Origin of the sequence: Streptococcus oralis (assembly GCF_006175905.1) — a bacterium.
In the GTDB taxonomy this organism is placed as follows: domain Bacteria; phylum Bacillota; class Bacilli; order Lactobacillales; family Streptococcaceae; genus Streptococcus; species Streptococcus oralis_BG.
In genome coordinates this window covers 136,244-154,347 of sequence record NZ_SSNB01000001.1, presented here as the reverse complement: position 1 = coordinate 154,347, position 18,104 = coordinate 136,244, and the positions used below count along the sequence as shown (strand labels likewise).

Annotated in this window: 13 protein-coding genes; 10 read left to right on the top strand and 3 right to left on the bottom strand. The window is 38.0% G+C overall.

Translation table 11 applies throughout. The features are described 5' to 3' along the window. Positions 1-424: 424 nt before the first annotated feature. The 3 genes from E7Y33_RS00760 to E7Y33_RS00750 all read left to right on the top strand — a co-directional run bounded on the left by E7Y33_RS00760 (position 425) and on the right by E7Y33_RS00750 (position 8,736). The gene (locus tag E7Y33_RS00760; RefSeq protein WP_139689364.1) at positions 425-6,913 is read left to right on the top strand and encodes a S8 family peptidase; all 6,489 of its coding nucleotides are present in this window, start codon (positions 425-427) and stop codon (positions 6,911-6,913) included. A gap of 416 nt (positions 6,914-7,329) precedes the next feature. Then, positions 7,330-8,199, top strand: coding sequence for a DUF6287 domain-containing protein (locus E7Y33_RS00755; RefSeq protein WP_139689363.1), 870 nt, complete (start codon positions 7,330-7,332; stop codon positions 8,197-8,199). Between the two features lie 225 nt (positions 8,200-8,424). After that, complete coding sequence (locus E7Y33_RS00750; protein ID WP_139689362.1) at positions 8,425-8,736, top strand: LiaF transmembrane domain-containing protein; 312 nt, start codon at positions 8,425-8,427, stop codon at positions 8,734-8,736. 31 nt (positions 8,737-8,767) lie between these two features. Here E7Y33_RS00750 and E7Y33_RS00745 read toward each other — a convergent pair whose 3' ends face one another. Next, entirely contained in the window at positions 8,768-10,552 is a 1,785-nt protein-coding gene (locus E7Y33_RS00745; protein WP_139689361.1) for an N-acetylmuramoyl-L-alanine amidase, read from the bottom strand. A gap of 38 nt (positions 10,553-10,590) precedes the next feature. Continuing rightward, the gene (locus E7Y33_RS00740; protein WP_139689360.1) at positions 10,591-11,499 is read right to left on the bottom strand and encodes a LysR family transcriptional regulator; all 909 of its coding nucleotides are present in this window, start codon (positions 11,497-11,499) and stop codon (positions 10,591-10,593) included. Positions 11,500-11,601: 102 nt separating this feature from the next. Here E7Y33_RS00740 and E7Y33_RS00735 point away from each other — a divergent pair, with 102 nt between their 5' ends. The 3 genes from E7Y33_RS00735 (at position 11,602) to E7Y33_RS00725 (ending at position 12,532) form a co-directional block, all read left to right on the top strand. Continuing rightward, entirely contained in the window at positions 11,602-11,835 is a 234-nt protein-coding gene (locus E7Y33_RS00735; protein ID WP_044135604.1) for a YqgQ family protein, read from the top strand. Beyond that, on the top strand, positions 11,832-12,212 hold the full coding sequence (locus E7Y33_RS00730; RefSeq protein ID WP_139689359.1) for a rhodanese-like domain-containing protein: 381 nt from the start codon (positions 11,832-11,834) through the stop codon (positions 12,210-12,212). Before E7Y33_RS00735 ends, E7Y33_RS00730 begins: the two co-directional genes overlap by 4 nt. 86 nt (positions 12,213-12,298) lie before the next feature. Then, entirely contained in the window at positions 12,299-12,532 is a 234-nt protein-coding gene (locus E7Y33_RS00725) for a hypothetical protein (protein WP_001088138.1), read from the top strand. 40 nt (positions 12,533-12,572) lie between these two features. On the opposite strand, the gene E7Y33_RS00720 is transcribed toward E7Y33_RS00725, so the two are convergent. Next, positions 12,573-13,298, bottom strand: a complete 726-nt coding sequence (locus E7Y33_RS00720; protein ID WP_139689358.1) for a 16S rRNA pseudouridine(516) synthase — start codon at positions 13,296-13,298, stop codon at positions 12,573-12,575. A 158-nt stretch (positions 13,299-13,456) separates the two neighbouring features. Here E7Y33_RS00720 and typA point away from each other — a divergent pair, with 158 nt between their 5' ends. The 4 genes from typA to E7Y33_RS00700 all read left to right on the top strand — a co-directional run bounded on the left by typA (position 13,457) and on the right by E7Y33_RS00700 (position 18,102). Then, a complete protein-coding gene (gene typA / locus E7Y33_RS00715; RefSeq protein ID WP_000164119.1) occupies positions 13,457-15,298 on the top strand; it encodes a translational GTPase TypA in 1,842 nt (613 codons plus the stop codon). A gap of 19 nt (positions 15,299-15,317) precedes the next feature. After that, positions 15,318-15,572, top strand: a complete 255-nt coding sequence (locus tag E7Y33_RS00710) for a DUF3165 family protein (RefSeq protein ID WP_049504699.1) — start codon at positions 15,318-15,320, stop codon at positions 15,570-15,572. A 117-nt stretch (positions 15,573-15,689) separates the two neighbouring features. After that, entirely contained in the window at positions 15,690-17,042 is a 1,353-nt protein-coding gene (murD, locus tag E7Y33_RS00705) for a UDP-N-acetylmuramoyl-L-alanine--D-glutamate ligase (protein WP_049504701.1), read from the top strand. Position 17,043: 1 nt separating this feature from the next. Further along, a complete protein-coding gene (locus tag E7Y33_RS00700; RefSeq protein WP_139689357.1) occupies positions 17,044-18,102 on the top strand; it encodes a UDP-N-acetylglucosamine--N-acetylmuramyl-(pentapeptide) pyrophosphoryl-undecaprenol N-acetylglucosamine transferase in 1,059 nt (352 codons plus the stop codon). Positions 18,103-18,104: the final 2 nt, after the last annotated feature.

Genomic DNA, 18,104 nt, shown 5'->3' with positions numbered 1-18,104 from the left:
GATAGGATGAGATTTAAACATTAAATATGTTAAAAACAACCGTTGAAAATTATTGCGGTTGTTTTTGCATGTTTATTAAGGCATGAATTCTATCCATACCCCTTTTTGCGATTTTGGTAATTATTCCAGTTGATTGCTACTATTTTTGATGGTGTGAATGCGCTGATAATGTATCCCAGTTAACTATAATATTTATTGACTAACCTATTTGTTAACATGGATTAAAAAAAAAATTAACCTGGGTTAATTTTTCTTGACTTAAATTTTTTTAATTGATATACTATTTTTCAGAGAGCTAACAATTATATATAAATGTACTACTCTATCCCACTAGATAATACGTCATAAAACTTTTTATAACAAAGGCTAGCAAAGTTAAAGTTTTCTATCTATTGGGTTTAAAATAAAAAATGAAGGAATTATAATGAAAAAAAGTACGGTATTGTCATTAACTACTGCTGCAGTTATTTTAGCAGCATATGCCCCCAATGAGGTAATTTTAGCAGATGCACCTAGTTCTGAAGATGCTTTAAGAATTTCTGATAAAGAAAAAGTAGTAGCAGATGCACCTAGTTCTGAAGATGCTTTAAAAATTTCTGGTAAAGAAAAAGTAGTAGCAGATAAAGAAACAGAAAACAATGAACAATCTGAAGATATTCATAATGTTATAGAAACTTCAAAGGATATTGAGGAGAAGAAGACAACAGTTATTGAGGAAAAAGAGGTTGTTAGTAGAAAGTCTGAGATAGACAAAAAAACTAGTAACGAAGGAGCAAGTATCAAAGAAGACTCCAAGCAACCCAAAGGAGATGATGCGGACTCATTTGTAAATAAAGATACAGAAAATCCGAAAAAAGAAGATAAACTTGTCTATATTGCTGAATTTAAAGATAAAGAATCTGGAGAAAAAGCAATCAAGGAACTATCCAATCTTAAGGATACAAAAGTTTTATATACCTATAATACGATTTTTAATGGCGCTGCCATTGAAACAACTCCAGATAATTTGGACAAAATTAAACAAATAGAAGGTGTTTCGTCGGTTGAACGATCACAAAAAGTCCAACCAATGATGAATCATGCCAGAAAGGAAATTGGAGTTGAGGAAGCTATTGATTACCTAAAGTCTATTAATGCTCCATTTGGGAAAAATTTTGATGGTAGAGGTATGGTTATTTCAAATATCGATACTGGAACAGATTATAGGCATAAGGCTATGAGAATCGATGATGATGCCAAAGACTCGATGAAATTTAAAAAAGATGACTTAAAAGGCACTGATAAAAATTATTGGTTGAGTGATAAAATCCCTCATGCGTTCAATTATTATAATGGTGGTAAAATCACTGTAGAAAAATATGATGATGGAAGGGATTATTTTGACCCACATGGGATGCATATTGCAGGGATTCTTGCTGGAAATGATACTGAAAAAGACATCAAGAACTTTAATGGCATAGATGGAATTGCGCCTAATGCACAAATTTTCTCTTATAAAATGTACTCTGACGCAGGATCTGGGTTTGCGGGTGATGAAACAATGTTTCATGCTATTGAAGATTCGATCAAACACAATGTCGATGTTGTTTCGGTATCATCTGGCTTTACGGGAACAGGTCTTGTAGGCGAGAAATATTGGGAGGCTATTAGAGCATTAAGAAAAGCTGGAATCCCAATGGTTGTTGCTACAGGTAATTTTGCGACTTCTGCTTCAAGTTCTTCTTGGGATTTAGTAGCAAATAATAATCTGAAAATGACAGATACTGGAAATGTAACACGAACTGCCGCACATGAAGATGCGATAGCGGTCGCTTCTGCTAAGAATCAAACCATTGAGTTTGATAAGGTTAACATTGGAGGACAAAGTTTTAAATACAGAAATATAGGGGCTTTTTTCGATAAAAATAAAATCCTAACAAATGAGGATGGGTCAAAAACTCCAAATAAATTAAAATTTGTATATATAGGCAAAGGTCAAGACCAAGATTTGATAGGATTGGATCTTAAGGGCAAAATTGCAGTAATGGATAGAATTTATACCAAGGATTTAAAAGATGCTTTTAAAAGAGCTATGGATAAAGGCGCACGTGCCATTATGGTTGTAAATACTGTAAATTACTATAATAGAGATAATTGGACAGACCTTCCAGCTATGGGATATGAAGCGGATGAAGGGACTACTAGTCAAGTATTTTCAATTTCAGGAGATGATGGTGTAAAATTATGGAACATGATTAACCCTGATAAAAAAACTGAAGTCAAAAGAAATAATAAGGAAGATTTTAAAGATAACTTAGAACAATACTATCCAATTGATATGGAAAGCTATAATTCTAATAAACCGAATGTAGGTGATGAAAAAGAAATTGACTTTAAATTTGCAGCTGACACAGACAAAGAACTTTATAAAGAAGATATTATAGTCCCAGCAGGGTCTACATCTTGGGGGCCAAGAACAGACTTGCTTTTAAAACCGGATGTTTCAGCACCTGGTAAAAATATTAAATCCACTCTAAATGTTATCAATGGTAAATCCACTTATGGTTATATGTCAGGAACTAGTATGGCAACTCCAATCGTAGCAGCTTCTACTGTTTTGATTCGACCAAAATTAAAGGAATTGCTTGAAAGACCTGTCTTGAAAAATCTTAAGGGAGATGACAAAATAGACCTTACAAGTCTTACAAAAATAGCTCTACAAAATACTGCAAGACCTATGATGGATGCAACCTCTTGGAAAGAAAAGAGTCAATACTTTGCATCACCTAGACAGCAGGGAGCGGGGCTAATTAATGTTGCCAACGCTTTGAGAAATGAAGTTGTAGCAACTTTCAAAAATACAGATTCTAAAGGTTTGGTAAATTCATATGGTTCCATTTCTCTTAAAGAAATAAAAGGTGATAAAAAATACTTTACAATTAAGCTTCACAATACCTCAAACAGACCTTTAACCTTTAAAGTTTCTGCATCAACTGTAACTACAGATGCTCTAACTGATAGGCTAAAACTCGATGAAACATATAAAGATGAAAAATCTCCGGACGGGAAGCAAATTGTTCCAGAAATTCACCCAGAAAAAGTCAAAGGAGCAAATATCACATTTGAGCATGATACTTTCACTATAGGTCCAAATTCCAGCTTTGATTTAAATGCGGTTATAAATGTTGGAGAAGCTAAAAACAAAAATAAATTTGTAGAATCATTTATTCATTTTGAGTCAGTGGAAGAAATGGAAGCTCTAAACTCCAACGGTAAGAAAAGAAACTTCCAACCTTCTTTGTCGATGCCTCTAATGGGATTTGCTGGGAATTGGAACCACGAACCAATCCTTGATAAATGGGCCTGGGAAGAAGGATCAAAATCAAAAGCAATGGAAGGTTATGATGATGATGGTAAACCAAAAATTCCAGGTACCTTGAATAAGGGGATTGGAGGAGAACATGGTATAGATAAATTTAATCCAGCAGGAGTTATACAAAATAGAAAAGATAAAAATACAACATCCCTAGATCAAAATCCAGAATTATTTGCTTTCAATAACGAAGGAATCAACGCACCCTCATCAAGTGGTTCTAATATTGCTAAAATTTATCCTTTAGATTCAAATGGGAATCCTCAAGATGCTCAACTTGAGAGAGGATTAACGCCTTCTCCACTTGTATTAAGAAGTGCAGAAGAAGGAGTGATTTCAATAGTAAATACAAATAAAGAAGGAGAAAATCAAAGAGACTTAAAAGTCATTTCGAGAGAACACTTTATTAAAGGAATTTTAAACTCTAAAAGAAATGATGCAAAGGGCATTAAATCTTCTAAGCTAAAAGTTTGGGGTGACTTGAAATGGGATGGACTCATTTATAACCCAAGAGGTAGAGAAGAAAATGCCCCAGAAAGTAATGACAAAAAAGATCCTGCTACTAAGATACGAGGACAATTTGAACCGATTGCGGAAGGCCAATATTTCTATAAATTTAAATATAGATTAACCAAGGATTACCCATGGCAGGTTTCCTATATTCCTGTAAAAATTGATAACACCCCTCCAAAGATTGTTTCAATTGATTTTTCAAACCCTGAAAAAATTAAGTTGATTACAAAGGATACTTATCACAAGGTCAAAGAGCAATACAAGAATGAAACGCTATTTGCGAGAGATCAAAAAGAACATCCTGAAAAATTTGACGAGATTGCCAACGAAGTTTGGTATGCTGGGGCCGCTCTTGTTAATGAAGATGGAGAGGTTGAAAAAAATCTTGAGGTCACTTATGCAGGTGAGGGTCAAGGACGAAATAGGAAACTTGACAAAGACGGAAATACCATTTATGAAATTAAAGGTGCAGGAGATTTAAGAGGCAAAATCATTGAAGTGATTGCATTAGACGGTTCTAGCAATTTCACAAAGATTCATAGAATTAAATTTGCTGATCATGCTGATGAAAATGGGATGATTTCCTATTATCTAGTAGATCCTGATCAAGATTCATCTAAATACCAAAAGCTTGGCGAGATTTCCGAATCTAAATTTAAAAATTTAGAAAATAGAAAAGAGGATAGTCTTAAAAAAGATACAACTGAAGTAGAACATCATCAAGAAAATGAAGAGTCTATCGAAGAAAAATCTAGCTTGACTATTCATAAAACTATTTCAACAATTAGAGACTTTGAAACTAAAGACTTAAAGAAACTAATTAAAAAGAAATTTAGAGAAGTTGATGACTTTACAAGTGAAACTGGTAAGAGAATAGAGGAATACGATTATAAATACGATGATAAGGGAAATATCATTGCTTATGACGATGGTAGTGCCTTACAATATGAAACTGAAAAACTTGATGAAATCAAATCAAAAATTTATGGCATTCTAAACCCATCTAAAGATGGACACTTTGAAATTCTTGGAAAGATCAGTAATGTTTCTAAAAATGCCAAGGTATACTATGGAAATAACTATAAATCTATAGAAATCAAAACGACCAAGTATGATTCCCACTCAAAAACGATGACATTTGATTTATACGCTAATATTAATGATATTGTGGATGGATTAGCTTTTGCAGGAGATATGAGGTTTTTTGTCAAAGATGATGGTCAGATAAAAGCTGAAACTAAAATTAGAATGCCTGAAAAAAATAAGGAAACTAAAGCAGAATATCCGTATGCATCAAGTTATGGGAATGTAATAGAATTAGGAGAAGGAGATCTTTCAAAAAACAAACCAAACAATTTAACGGACATGGAATCTGGTAAAATCTATTCTGATTCAGAAAAACAACAATATCTGTTAAAGGATAACATCATTCTAAGAAAAGGCTATGCACTAAAAGTGACTACCTATAATCCTGGGAAAACGGATATGTTAGAAGGGAATGGAGTCTATAGCAAGGAAGATATAGCAAAAATTCAAAAGGCCAATCCTAATCTAAGAGTCTTATCAGAAACAACAATTTATGCTGATAGTAGAAATGTTGAAGATGGAAGAAGTACTCAATCAGTATTAATGTCGGCTTTGGACGGCTTTAACATTGTAAGATATCAAGTGTTTACATTTAAAATGAATGATAAAGGGGAGGCAATCGATAAAGATGGAAATCTTGTGACAGATCCTTCTAAACTGGTATTATTTGGTAAGGATGGTAAAGAGTACACTGGAGAAGATAAGTCCAATGTAGAAGCTATTAAAGAAGATGGCTCTACGTTATTTATTGATGCAAAACCAGTAAACCTCTCAATGGACAAGAACTACTTTAATCCATCTAAATCTAATAAAATTTATGTACGAAATCCAGAATTTTATTTAAGAGGTAAGATTTCTGATAAGGGTGGTTTTAACTGGGAGTTGAGAGTTAATGAATCTGTTGTAGATAATTATTTAATCTATGGAGATTTACACATTGATAACACTAGAGATTTTAACATTAAGCTTAATGTTAAAGACGGTGACATCATGGACTGGGGGATGAAAGACTATAAAGCAAACGGATTCCCAGATAAGGTAACAGATATGGATGGAAATGTTTATCTTCAAACTGGCTATAGCGATTTGAATGCAAAAGCGGTTGGAGTACACTATCAAATTTTATATGATAATGTCAAACCAGAAGTAAACATTGACCCTAAGGGAAATACTAGTATCGAATATGCTAACGGAAAATCTGTAGTCTTTAACATCAATGATAAAAGAAATAATGGATTCGATGGTGAAATTCAAGAACAACATATTTATGTAAATGGAAAAGAATATAGATCACTTGATGATATTAAACAAATAACAGATAAGACACTAAACATTAAGATTGTTGTAAAAGATTTTGCAAGAAATACAACCGTAAAAGAATTCATTTTAAACAAAGATACGGGAGAGGTAAGCGAATTAAAACCTCATAGGGTAACCGTGACCATTCAAAATGGAAAAGAAATGAGTTCAACGATAGTGTCGGAAGAAGATTTTATGTTACCTGTCTATAAGGGTGAATTAGAAAAAGGATACCAATTTGATGGTTGGGAAATTTCTGGTTTCGAAGGGAAAAAAGACGCTGGCTATGTTATTAATGTATCAAAAGATACCTTTATAAAACCTGTATTCAAGAAAATAGAGGAGAAAAAGGAGGAGGAAAATAAACCTACTTTTGATGTATCGAAAAAGAAAGAAAAAACACAATCTGATTCAACTAATGATGTCAACAGTATTGTTTCTGATGAAAATGATAAAAACTTTGAAATTAACAAGAACGTTTATCTAAATGAACAAGGGAACTTAACTAATAAAAATACCAACATCAATAGTAAATCAACTAGTAACAATCCTAATGAGTTGCCAAAAACCGGAACAGCAAGCGGAGCCCAGACACTATTAGCTGCCGGAATCATGTTTATAGTAGGAGCTTTTCTTGGATTGAAGAGAAAAAATAAAGATTAAGACAAAAGCTATAGAAAAAATGCTTTAAGTACTGAGATTAGATAGTGAGGTGATGACATAGTTTTGTGAAAATATTGATTTATAAATATATTATTTAGATTTCTATGAAAATAGGAGATTTTAAAGAGATATATGTAAAAGCCTTGTCACAGGACAGGCTTTTTCTAATGGAGATGGGTTCTGTTTAAAATCCATTTCTTTGGCTTATAAAAATATAAATACAAACGGTTGTTTATATTTTGTGGTATAATGTATTGTAATAAATACTTGTTTTGATACCAATCTAGAGATATTTTGATAGTTATTTATTCTAGAAATTTTTGCTTGGATTTTTTTTAAAAGTCATAAAAGTTCATGGATAGTAACGAATGAAGTATCGTAAGCTTGCCTGAATATCAATCAAAAAGGAGAAAATTATGAATAAGAAAGAACGGGAAAAACAATTTGAAGAGATCAATGGACCTAAGCGGTCTGAATCAAAGTCGGCTCCGAATAAAAATATAAAAATCTATATTGGCATAGCACTCTCTGTTTTAGTCACTCTCATCTTGGTAAGTATTTTCTCATATCTTCTGATTGGAAAGAAAGAGCCAAATCAAGCATCGTCTGCAGTTTCAACAACAGTGACAACAAGTCAAGCGTCTACAAGTCAAGGAAAAACGGATGAGACTGATAAGGACAAACAAGAGGAAATTCAGAAACTCAAGGATCAACTGACTGCTTTAGATACCAAAATTACGGAAGCAGAAGCACTTGTTAGCAAGCTAAAGAAAGAAACTACCGTTCCAAAACTAGATATTGAAGCAATCAAGAACAATGATTTGTCTAGTTTAGAAGGCACTTGGCGTAGTCAATCTGGCAATGAATATATCATTAAGAATTCTGGAGAAGTAGATGCGACTTGGTTTACAAATGATCAAAAGTACGAATCTGTAGTTGGATTAAAGGTATCAAAAGGTCAAGATAGTCGTAATCCTGAGACAGCTTCTATCAGTGCATGGGTAAAAGATTCTGTTGCTGGAGGATTTGTAGTAGTTGCTGTTCCAAGTGGAGTTGTTATGCAACCTGCTGATGATGGAAAGATTACGGATAAAAGCAATCATGCTGAAGAAAGACTACTTTCAGGACAAGATTATGGGTCTATGTTAATGAAACCAGAAAATGTTTATTATCGTGTGAAACCAGATACCAGTAAACTTGAGGAAGAAGAAAAGAACTTAGCTCAACTACAAGCAGACCGTGAATCAATTAAATCTTCTCTTGAGGCAAAGGAAAAGAAAAACTAGGTTGTATTCGTTCAAAAATACTGTTATAATCGGCAGAATCAAGAAGCCTAAACGGGCTTCTTTTTCTTTTATCACCACTATTCAACCACATAGACAGAGATATAGACCAGATAGACAAAAGGTCTTGTTCTTGAAAAATTCCTCTGCTATAATGATTTTTGTAAGGGACGTGAGAGGTCAGTATCAGACAACTCAAGTCAATTAAAAAGAAAATGGAGACAAAAAATGAAAAAATTATTGGGACTTGTATTTTTAGTAGCAGCAGCGCTAGTATTGTATTTCGGATCTGTTGGATGGCCAAGCTTGGATGTCAACCTTTGGTCACTGATTCCAGTTGGCTTATTCCTCTATTTCACTCTAGAAAATCTTTTGAAAAAAGACTATAAATCTAGTCTGATGTGCTTGATTATTGCCTTTATTATTGCAAATGCTATTTTTGATCTATTGCCAATTTCAAGTGGTTTGGTGATTGGTGCGGGAGTGCTAGCTTGTGTAGGCATTGGCTATCTCTTTCCAGATAAAAAAGAAGACAAATAGAAAAGTCTCGAGGTTTCTCGAGACTTTATTTTTATTTACCAGCGTAATATTTTTGAATCCCTTTTACAATGCCTGCCACCAGTTTATCTTGGTAGCGACTATCTCTGATTTGTTGGCTTTCAGTGAAATTATCCATATAACCAAGTTCAAGGAGGACGGCTGGTTTAGCTGTTTCGCGTAGTACGGCAAAACTTCTTTCTAACTGACCAGCATCCTTAGCCCCTGTTTCGGCTAGGAGAGAGGAGTGGATAGCGGCAGCAAGGCGTTTGCTTTCACTAATGCGATCAGGATGGTTGTGCCAGAATTTATTAATCTTACTTGGGTAATCAGGTTCATCGCTATAGGAGTAGGTTTGAATACCGCTCGCTTTTGAATATGCGCTTCCAGTTGCATTGAAGTGGATACTGATAAAAATGTCAGAGTTGGTCTTATTAACCATACGGGAACGTTCTGTAATGAAATCTACATCAATATCACTATCACGTGAGGTGAGAACCTTGTAGCCTAGTTCTTCTAACTTGGTGCGAAGTTTACGGTAGATTTGCATATTGAGATCTTTTTCAGCTACATTGTAGTAAAAGGCGCCAGAATCTCGTCCGCCATGTCCGGGATCGAGGAAGATGGTGTTACTGTATTGGCCTTTTACAAATCCACCCTCAGTTGAAACTTCAGAAATCCATTTCCCATCTTTTTGGAAGAGATGGTCTTTTCCAGAAATCTTGTGAATTCCTGTTACATAGCGACCATTTTCATCCAAATAGTAACGCCCTTTGTCTTGACTATCATCGATCCACTCGCTTTTGGCCATATAGCCACCAGACTTGAGATAATAAGCTCCGATCCATTCACGAGCCGCATAGGTTCCATTCGCTTTTAGATAGAACCAGCTCTTGTAGGCCTTATCAAAGATCCACTCTTTTTCAGCCATGGCTCCACTAGTCTTGAGGTAGTAGCTTCCTTGCCATTTATCTGCTAGCATTCCCCCATCATGAGTAAAAGAGTACCAAGAGCCTTGGATTTTTTGCCACTTGGCTTTAATATATCTGCCTGAATCGCTAGCATAGAACCAAGTATCCTTGATTTTGACCCAGTTGTTTTCTGCCATAGCTCCACTCTTCTTAAAGAGGTAGCCCTTGAAGGTTGTCGCACTCAGCATTCCACCGTCTTTGTCAAAGTAGTACCAAGAACCGTTGATTTTCTCCCATTTATCCTGTGAGATTTTTCCAGAAGGAGCGACATAGTACCAAATTTGATCTAATTTTGTCCAGCCCTTTTCCGCCATAGCTCCGCTTTTTGTGAGCAGATAGCCGTCAACGGCAGTGTTGCTGAGCATAATTCCAGTTTGGTCAAAATAGTACCAAGAGCCGTTAATTTTTTTCCAGGTGTTCTGAGCAAGTCGTCCAGAGGAATCAGCATAGTACCATTGATTGTCCAAATGGGTCCAGCTATTTTCTGTCATGACTCCATCTTGGTCAAAGGCATAACCTTTGTAGACAGTAGAATGAAGACGATTACCATCTTGATCGAAGTAGTACCATTTGCCTTGGATTTGTTTCCAGTTCAAAGCAGGCTTATCATCTTGGTAAAAGCGCCAGTGGCGATTTTCTTGGTACCATCCTTCTTTTTTGGGCTTGTCTTCTTGCACATCTACTTTTGGAAGAACTTCTGATTTAGAGTTTTCCTCAACACTTGATTCTTTCTTTTCTTCTTTGACAGCAGATGTGGATTGAGTTGTGTTTTCTTCTCCTAAGACGGATGCGGGTGCTAATCCTGCGATTGAAAGGATTAAAGCACTGGTCAGTAGTATCTTTTTCACTTTCTATTTCCTAACTTTTTCTTTTTCTCTTTTTCCTATTATTTATCGAATTGAACTTCTTCTAGTAAGTATTCGATAAAGCGTTCGCCCATCTTAGACAGGCTGGTTTTTTCATGCTGGATATAGACTAGTTCAATCGGGTCGTCAATGTCCAGTGGAATGGAAACGATATTGTCTCCGTTGAGGTTGCTGTTCAAAATCCCTGTTGCAATGGTGTAACCATCCAAACCAATCAAAAGATTAAAGAGGGTGGCACGGTCACTGACTACGATGGATTTCTTGTGGTGCTCTTGTGAAAGAATCTCCTCTGAAAAGTAGAAGGAGTTGTGCGTCCCCTGGTCATAACTCAGATAAGGGAAGTCTTCCAAATCAGCCAGTTTGACCTTGTCTTTTTTAGCTAGAGGGTTGGTCTTGCTGACAAAGATATGGGGTTGAGCGGTAAAGAGGTGGTGGGCCAAGAGGTGGTTGTCGTCTAGCATTTTCGTTAAAACATCGCGGTTGTAGCTATTCAAAAAGAGGACACCGACCTCACTACGGAAGTTCTTGACGTCATCGATAATCTCCCAAGTCCGAGTTTCACGAAGGAAGAGCTCGTATTTTTCCATATCACTTTTCTTGAGCAGAGAGACAAAGGCATTAACTACAAAAGCATAGTGCTGAGAGGAAACGCTGAAAAGTTCGCGGTGGGCGACAGGATTTTTATAGCGTTCCTCCAGAAGCTGAGTTTGCTCGACAACTTGACGGGCATAGGAGAGAAACTCCATCCCATCACGAGTCAAGGTAATGCCCTTGGGATTGCGGATAAAGATTTCAATGCCCATTTCATTTTCCAAGTCTCGAACAGCATTAGAGAGACTGGGTTGAGTGATAAAGAGTTGCTTGGCTGCCTCATTCATAGAGCCAGTTTCGACGATTTTGATAATATAGTGTAGTTGTTGAATTCTCATGTTTTTATTGTACCATACTTGCGGAAGAATGGGCAATGAAGACGAAGAAAATAGGGGGAAAGAGCCGGTCCAGTATTGAAAAAAACTCCAAAATCTGTTAGAATGGAAGCTATGAAAACATTCTATGATGTGCAGCAATTTCTCAAACAATTTGGCATTATTGTTTACATGGGGAAGCGTTTGTATGATATTGAACTGATGAAGCTCGAACTCTCTCGGATCTATGATGCAGGTCTGATGGACAAGCTAGACTATCTAGAGGCGGAAGCTGTTCTTCGTAGAGAGCACAAGATAGAATTAGACTACATAGAGAAAAATGGAGATAAGAACTTATGACAATTTGGTTTTTGTGGGGAATTGTATTGGCGATGGCGGCATGGATGGGGTATAACTACCTTCGTATTCGTCGTGCGGCTAAGATTGTGGATAATGCAGAATTTGAAGCCTTGATTCGGAAAGGGCAATTGATTGACGTCCGTGAACCAGCAGAATTTCACAGAAAACATATCCTCGGAGCTCGCAATATTCCTTCAAATCAGTTGAAGTCAAGCCTTGCAGCCCTTCGTAAGGATAAACCTGTCCTTCTCTATGAAAACCAACGCGGACAAGGAGTGACCAATGCAGCACTTTATTTGAAAAAACAAGGTTTTTCTGAGATTTATATCCTTTCTTATGGATTGGATTCTTGGAACGGGAAAGTCAAGACTAGCTAACATTCTGTTAAAAACTGTCGAATGATAGATAAAGCTAGCATTTTATGGTATCATCATTTATATTAATTTTAAGGAGATTTTGTAATATGAATTCACAACAAAAGAAAAAACCTTCACTTATTTTAGGTATCTTATCTATCGTCCTTGGTTTGCTATCGCCAATAGTGGGTCTGATTTTGGGGATCATAGGATTGGTCTTGGCTTTTTCATACCAAAAAGAATCTGGACTGGACTATAAAACAGAAAAAATTCTCAATATCGTAGGACTTGTAGTTTCTGTTCTTAACTGGATTCTAGCAATCGCAATAGTTTTTAGATAAGCAAAAAACAAAAAAGCTTTAAATATAAAGCTTTTTTGTTTTATCGACTCATCTCTAAATAGTTTTTAATGATTTCCAATTCCTCTGGATTCAAGGAACGGTATTGTCCTTCTGCTAGTTTTGGGTCTAATGTAAAGTCACCGAACTGGACTCGTTTTAGGGCAGTCACCTTGACACCAACTGATAGAAACATCTTCTTGACTTGATGAAATTTGCCCTCAGAGATAGTGATGGAGGCCCGGCTCTCTGTTGGGCTTGCGGACAGGATTTCAAGCTGAGCAGGTTTACAAGTGGTCCCATCTAAAAAGACAATCCCATCTTTGAATTTTTGGATATGGTCTGACGTGAGCGGTCCGTTTACTACCACTTGATAGGATTTATCGACATGGTACTGGGGATGAAGGAGCTGAAAGCCAAGAGGTCCATTGTTTGTTAAAAGGAGCAGTCCCGTCGTATCGCGGTCTAATCTGCCGACAGCATAGAGCTGGTCAGACTGGATGTCAGGTGGGAGTAGGTCCATGACGGTTGGGAGTTTCTTATCCTTGCTAGCTGTAACGACTCCGTTTGGCTTATGAAGCATGAGATAGTTGTGCTCGTATCCTTGAATCTGCCGTCCTTGAAAGACTAGTTTTTGCAATCCTGTATCAACATTTTGGGCGAGGGAGCGAGCTGGATAATCATCCACTAGGATTTCTTTTTTTAACAGAGCCTGTTTCATAGCCTTGCGACTGACCATTTCTTGGGCTAATAATCTATCTAAACGCATACCAGCTTATCATATCATAAGTCTCTGACTTTGAAAAGAGTTGCCTTGACTAGAAAAGCAGAGTGAAAACATTTACACTTAGCTGAACTGTGATTTTTGAATGAGACTGTGGTATAATTGTTCAGTTAGAAATAAAAATTTAAATATTAGAGGAAATCATGACAAAATTAAGAGAAGATATCCGTAACATTGCGATTATCGCCCACGTTGACCACGGTAAAACAACCCTCGTTGACGAATTATTGAAACAATCAGAAACGCTTGATGCACGTACTGAATTGGCAGAGCGCGCTATGGACTCAAACGATATCGAAAAAGAGCGTGGAATTACTATCCTTGCCAAAAATACTGCTGTAGCATACAATGGCACACGCATCAACATCATGGACACACCAGGACACGCGGACTTTGGTGGAGAAGTGGAACGTATCATGAAAATGGTTGACGGTGTTGTCTTGGTCGTGGATGCCTACGAAGGAACAATGCCACAGACTCGTTTCGTATTAAAAAAAGCCTTGGAACAAGACCTTGTCCCAATCGTGGTTGTTAACAAAATCGACAAACCATCAGCTCGTCCAGCAGAAGTAGTAGACGAAGTATTGGAGCTCTTCATTGAGCTTGGTGCAGACGATGACCAGCTTGATTTCCCAGTGGTGTATGCTTCAGCTATCAACGGGACTTCTTCATTGTCAGATGATCCAGCTGATCAAGAAAAAACAATGGCACCAATCTTTGATACCATTATCGACCATATCCCTGCTCCAGTGGACAACTCAGATGAACCTTTGCAGTTCCAAGTCTCACTTTTGGACTACAATGACTTCGTAGGTCGTATCGGTATCGGTCGTGTCTTCCGTGGTAGTGTGAAAGTTGGGGACCAAGTTACCCTTTCTAAACTAGATGGTACAACGAAGAACTTCCGTGTTACAAAACTCTTCGGTTTCTTTGGCTTGGAACGTCGTGAAATCCAAGAAGCTAAAGCAGGTGACTTGATTGCCGTATCAGGTATGGAAGATATCTTTGTTGGTGAGACGATTACACCGACAGATGCAGTTGAGCCTCTTCCAATCCTTCACATCGATGAGCCAACGCTTCAAATGACCTTCTTGGTAAACAACTCACCATTTGCTGGTAAAGAAGGTAAATGGGTGACTTCTCGTAAGGTAGAAGAACGCTTGCAAGCAGAATTACAAACAGACGTTTCCCTTCGTGTTGATCCAACGGATTCACCAGATAAATGGACTGTTTCAGGACGTGGAGAATTGCACTTGTCAATCCTTATCGAAACCATGCGCCGTGAGGGTTATGAACTTCAAGTATCTCGTCCAGAGGTTATCGTAAAAGAAATCGACGGTGTTAAATGTGAGCCATTTGAACGTGTGCAAATCGATACTCCAGAAGAATACCAAGGTTCTGTTATCCAAAGCCTTTCTGAACGTAAGGGTGAAATGTTGGATATGATTTCAACTGGTAATGGTCAAACTCGTTTGGTCTTCCTTGTTCCAGCGCGTGGTTTGATTGGATACTCAACTGAGTTCTTGTCAATGACTCGTGGTTACGGTATCATGAACCATACCTTTGACCAATACTTGCCATTGATTCCAGGAGAAATTGGTGGACGTCACCGTGGTGCTCTTGTTTCTATTGATGCTGGTAAGGCTACAACTTACTCAATCATGTCTATCGAAGAACGTGGTACAATCTTTGTCAACCCAGGTACTGAGGTTTACGAAGGAATGATCATCGGTGAAAACTCTCGTGAAAACGACTTGACTGTTAATATCACCAAGGCCAAACAAATGACCAACGTTCGTTCAGCTACTAAGGACCAAACAGCGGTTATCAAGACACCTCGTATCTTGACCCTTGAAGAGTCTCTTGAGTTCTTGAATGACGATGAGTACATGGAAGTAACGCCTGAGTCTATCCGTTTGCGTAAGCAAATCCTTAACAAGGCAGAGCGTGAGAAAGCCAACAAAAAGAAAAAATCAGCTGAGTAACAGCTAGAAAGAGATAAAGATGGTCTATTTAATCATAGGGATACTCTTATTACTACTCTATGTATTTGCGACACCCCAAAGTATCAAAGGAACAGTCAACATCGTTATCTTGGTCTTTGTATTTGTTGCACTTTTGATTTTGCTGATGTTGTCCATCTTGCAAATCTTCCAATTACCGACAGAATTCTTTGTCACAATAGCCATGCTTGCCCTAGCCTACTTTAGCTTGAGGGACATTACGCTCATGTCTGTAAAAAAGAGCAAAAGAAGATAAATAGAAAGAGAGCTATGGCTCTCTTTTTCGATGTCAGAATGAGGACTAGAGCATTTTCGTTTAGTATTATTTCCATAAAAATGGTAAAATAGTAGGAGTAGAAATGGAGTTTGAGACATGAAAGTAATCGATCAATTTAAAAATAAGAAAGTTCTTGTTTTAGGTTTGGCTAAGTCTGGTGAGTCTGCGGCCCGTTTGCTAGACAAGCTAGGAGCTATTGTGACAGTAAATGACGGCAAGCCTTTTGAGGAAAATCCTGCTGCTCAAAGCTTGCTAGAAGAGGGAATCAAGGTTGTCACTGGTGGGCATCCTTTGGAGCTCTTGGATGAAGATTTTGCTCTGATGGTGAAAAATCCAGGTATCCCGTATAGCAATCCCATGATTGAAAAGGCATTGGCAAAGGGGATTCCAGTCTTGACTGAGGTGGAATTGGCTTATTTGATTTCAGAAGCGCCAATTATCGGTATCACTGGTTCAAATGGGAAAACCACTACAACGACGATGATTGGGGAAGTTTTGACTGCTGCTGGTCAACGCGGTCTCTTGTCAGGGAACATCGGCTATCCTGCTAGTCAAGTGGCTCAAACTGCAACAGCCAAGGACACGCTCGTCATGGAACTTTCTTCTTTCCAACTGATGGGTGTTCAAGAATTCCATCCTGAGATTGCGGTTATTACCAACCTCATGCCAACTCATATCGACTATCATGGTTCTTTTGAGGAGTATGTGGCAGCTAAGTGGAATATCCAGAACAAGATGACAGCAGCTGATTTCCTTGTCTTGAACTTTAACCAAGACTTGGCAAAAGAATTGGCTACCAAAACACAAGCTACTGTTGTACCATTTTCAACACAGGAAAAGGTTGATGGAGCTTATTTGGAAGATGGTCAACTCTACTTCCGTGGAGAAGTGGTCATGGCAGCTGATGAAATCGGAGTTCCAGGTAGCCACAATGTAGAAAATGCCCTTGCGACTATTGCTGTAGCCAAGCTTCGTGGTGTAGACAACCAAACCATCAAGGAAACTCTTTCAGCCTTTGGTGGTGTCAAACACCGTCTCCAATTTGTGGATGAAATTCAGGGTGTCAAATTCTATAACGATAGCAAATCAACCAATATCTTAGCGACTCAAAAAGCCTTGTCAGGATTTGACAACAGTAAGGTTATCTTAATTGCAGGTGGTTTGGACCGTGGAAATGAGTTTGACGAATTGGTGCCAGATATCACAGGCCTCAAACAGATGGTTATCCTCGGTCAATCTGCAGAACGTGTCAAACGGGCAGCGGATAAGGCTGGTGTGGCTTATGTAGATGCGACAGATATTGCTGATGCGACCCGCAAGGCTTATGAGCTCGCGACTCAAGGAGATGTTGTTCTCCTCAGTCCTGCCAATGCTAGCTGGGATATGTATGCTAACTTTGAAGCACGTGGCGACCTCTTTATCGACACAGTTGCGGAGTTAAAGGAATAATATGAAAAAAATTGTCTTTACAGGTGGGGGGACGGTTGGACACGTCACCCTCAACCTTTTGTTAATGCCCAAGTTCATAGAAGATGGCTGGGAAGTCCACTATATCGGGGACAAGCGTGGGATCGAACACCAAGAAATCCTCAAGTCAGGTCTGGATGTGACCTTCCATTCCATAGCGACAGGGAAATTGCGTCGTTACTTCTCCTGGCAAAACATGCTAGATGTCTTTAAAGTTGCCTGGGGTATCGTCCAATCTCTCTTTATCTTGTTACGACTGCGTCCACAGGCTCTTTTTTCAAAGGGGGGCTTTGTCTCTGTACCGCCTGTTATCGCAGCGCGTGTGTCAGGAGTACCTGTCTTTATCCACGAATCGGACCTATCCATGGGCTTGGCCAATAAAATCGCCTATAAATTCGCAACCAAAATGTACTCTACTTTTGAGCAGCCTGCTAGCCTTGTTAAGGTAGAGCACGTGGGAGCAGTGACCAAGGTAACAGGTCAAGAGACGCCAGAACCAGACGAGTTGGTGGATATCCAAACTCACTTTAATCCTAAATTGCCAACGGTATTGTTTGTCGGTGGTTCTGCAGGAGCTCGTGTATTTAACCAATTGGTGACAGACCATAAAAAAGAGTTGACAGAGCGCTACAATATTATCAATTTAACTGGAGATTCTAGCCTCAATGAGTTGAGTCAAAATCTCTTTCGTGTTGATTATGTGACGGATCTCTATCAACCCTTGATGAAGATGGCAGATGTGGTGGTAACGCGTGGCGGTGCTAATACGATTTTTGAGCTCTTGGCCATGGCGAAACTCCATCTCATCGTACCATTGGGTCGTGAAGCAAGTCGAGGAGATCAGATTGAAAATGCCGCCTACTTTGTAAAGAAAGGCTATGCAGAAGAACTTCAAGAAAGTGACTTGACCTTGGAAAGCTTGGAGGAGAAACTCAGTCACTTGCTTAGTCACAAGGATCAATACCAAGCTAGCATGAAGGCTTCGACTGAATTGAAATCTCTTGCAGATTTTTACGATCTACTAAGAAAAGACCTAGCATAAGG

Bases quoted from the DNA above. Each gene is read 5' to 3' on its own strand.
- murD (WP_049504701.1), top strand. From the start codon at position 15,690: ATGAAAGTAATCGATCAATTTAAAAATAAGAAAGTTCTTGTTTTAGGT.
- E7Y33_RS00700 (WP_139689357.1), top strand. From the start codon at position 17,044: ATGAAAAAAATTGTCTTTACAGGTGGGGGGACGGTTGGACACGTCACC.
- E7Y33_RS00750 (WP_139689362.1), top strand. From the start codon at position 8,425: ATGAAAAAATTATTGGGACTTGTATTTTTAGTAGCAGCAGCGCTAGTA.
- E7Y33_RS00725 (WP_001088138.1), top strand. From the start codon at position 12,299: ATGAATTCACAACAAAAGAAAAAACCTTCACTTATTTTAGGTATCTTA.
- E7Y33_RS00720 (WP_139689358.1), bottom strand. From the start codon at position 13,298: ATGCGTTTAGATAGATTATTAGCCCAAGAAATGGTCAGTCGCAAGGCT.
- E7Y33_RS00755 (WP_139689363.1), top strand. From the start codon at position 7,330: ATGAATAAGAAAGAACGGGAAAAACAATTTGAAGAGATCAATGGACCT.
- E7Y33_RS00735 (WP_044135604.1), top strand. From the start codon at position 11,602: ATGGAAGCTATGAAAACATTCTATGATGTGCAGCAATTTCTCAAACAA.
- E7Y33_RS00730 (WP_139689359.1), top strand. From the start codon at position 11,832: ATGACAATTTGGTTTTTGTGGGGAATTGTATTGGCGATGGCGGCATGG.
- typA (WP_000164119.1), top strand. From the start codon at position 13,457: ATGACAAAATTAAGAGAAGATATCCGTAACATTGCGATTATCGCCCAC.
- E7Y33_RS00710 (WP_049504699.1), top strand. From the start codon at position 15,318: ATGGTCTATTTAATCATAGGGATACTCTTATTACTACTCTATGTATTT.
- E7Y33_RS00740 (WP_139689360.1), bottom strand. From the start codon at position 11,499: ATGAGAATTCAACAACTACACTATATTATCAAAATCGTCGAAACTGGC.
- E7Y33_RS00760 (WP_139689364.1), top strand. From the start codon at position 425: ATGAAAAAAAGTACGGTATTGTCATTAACTACTGCTGCAGTTATTTTA.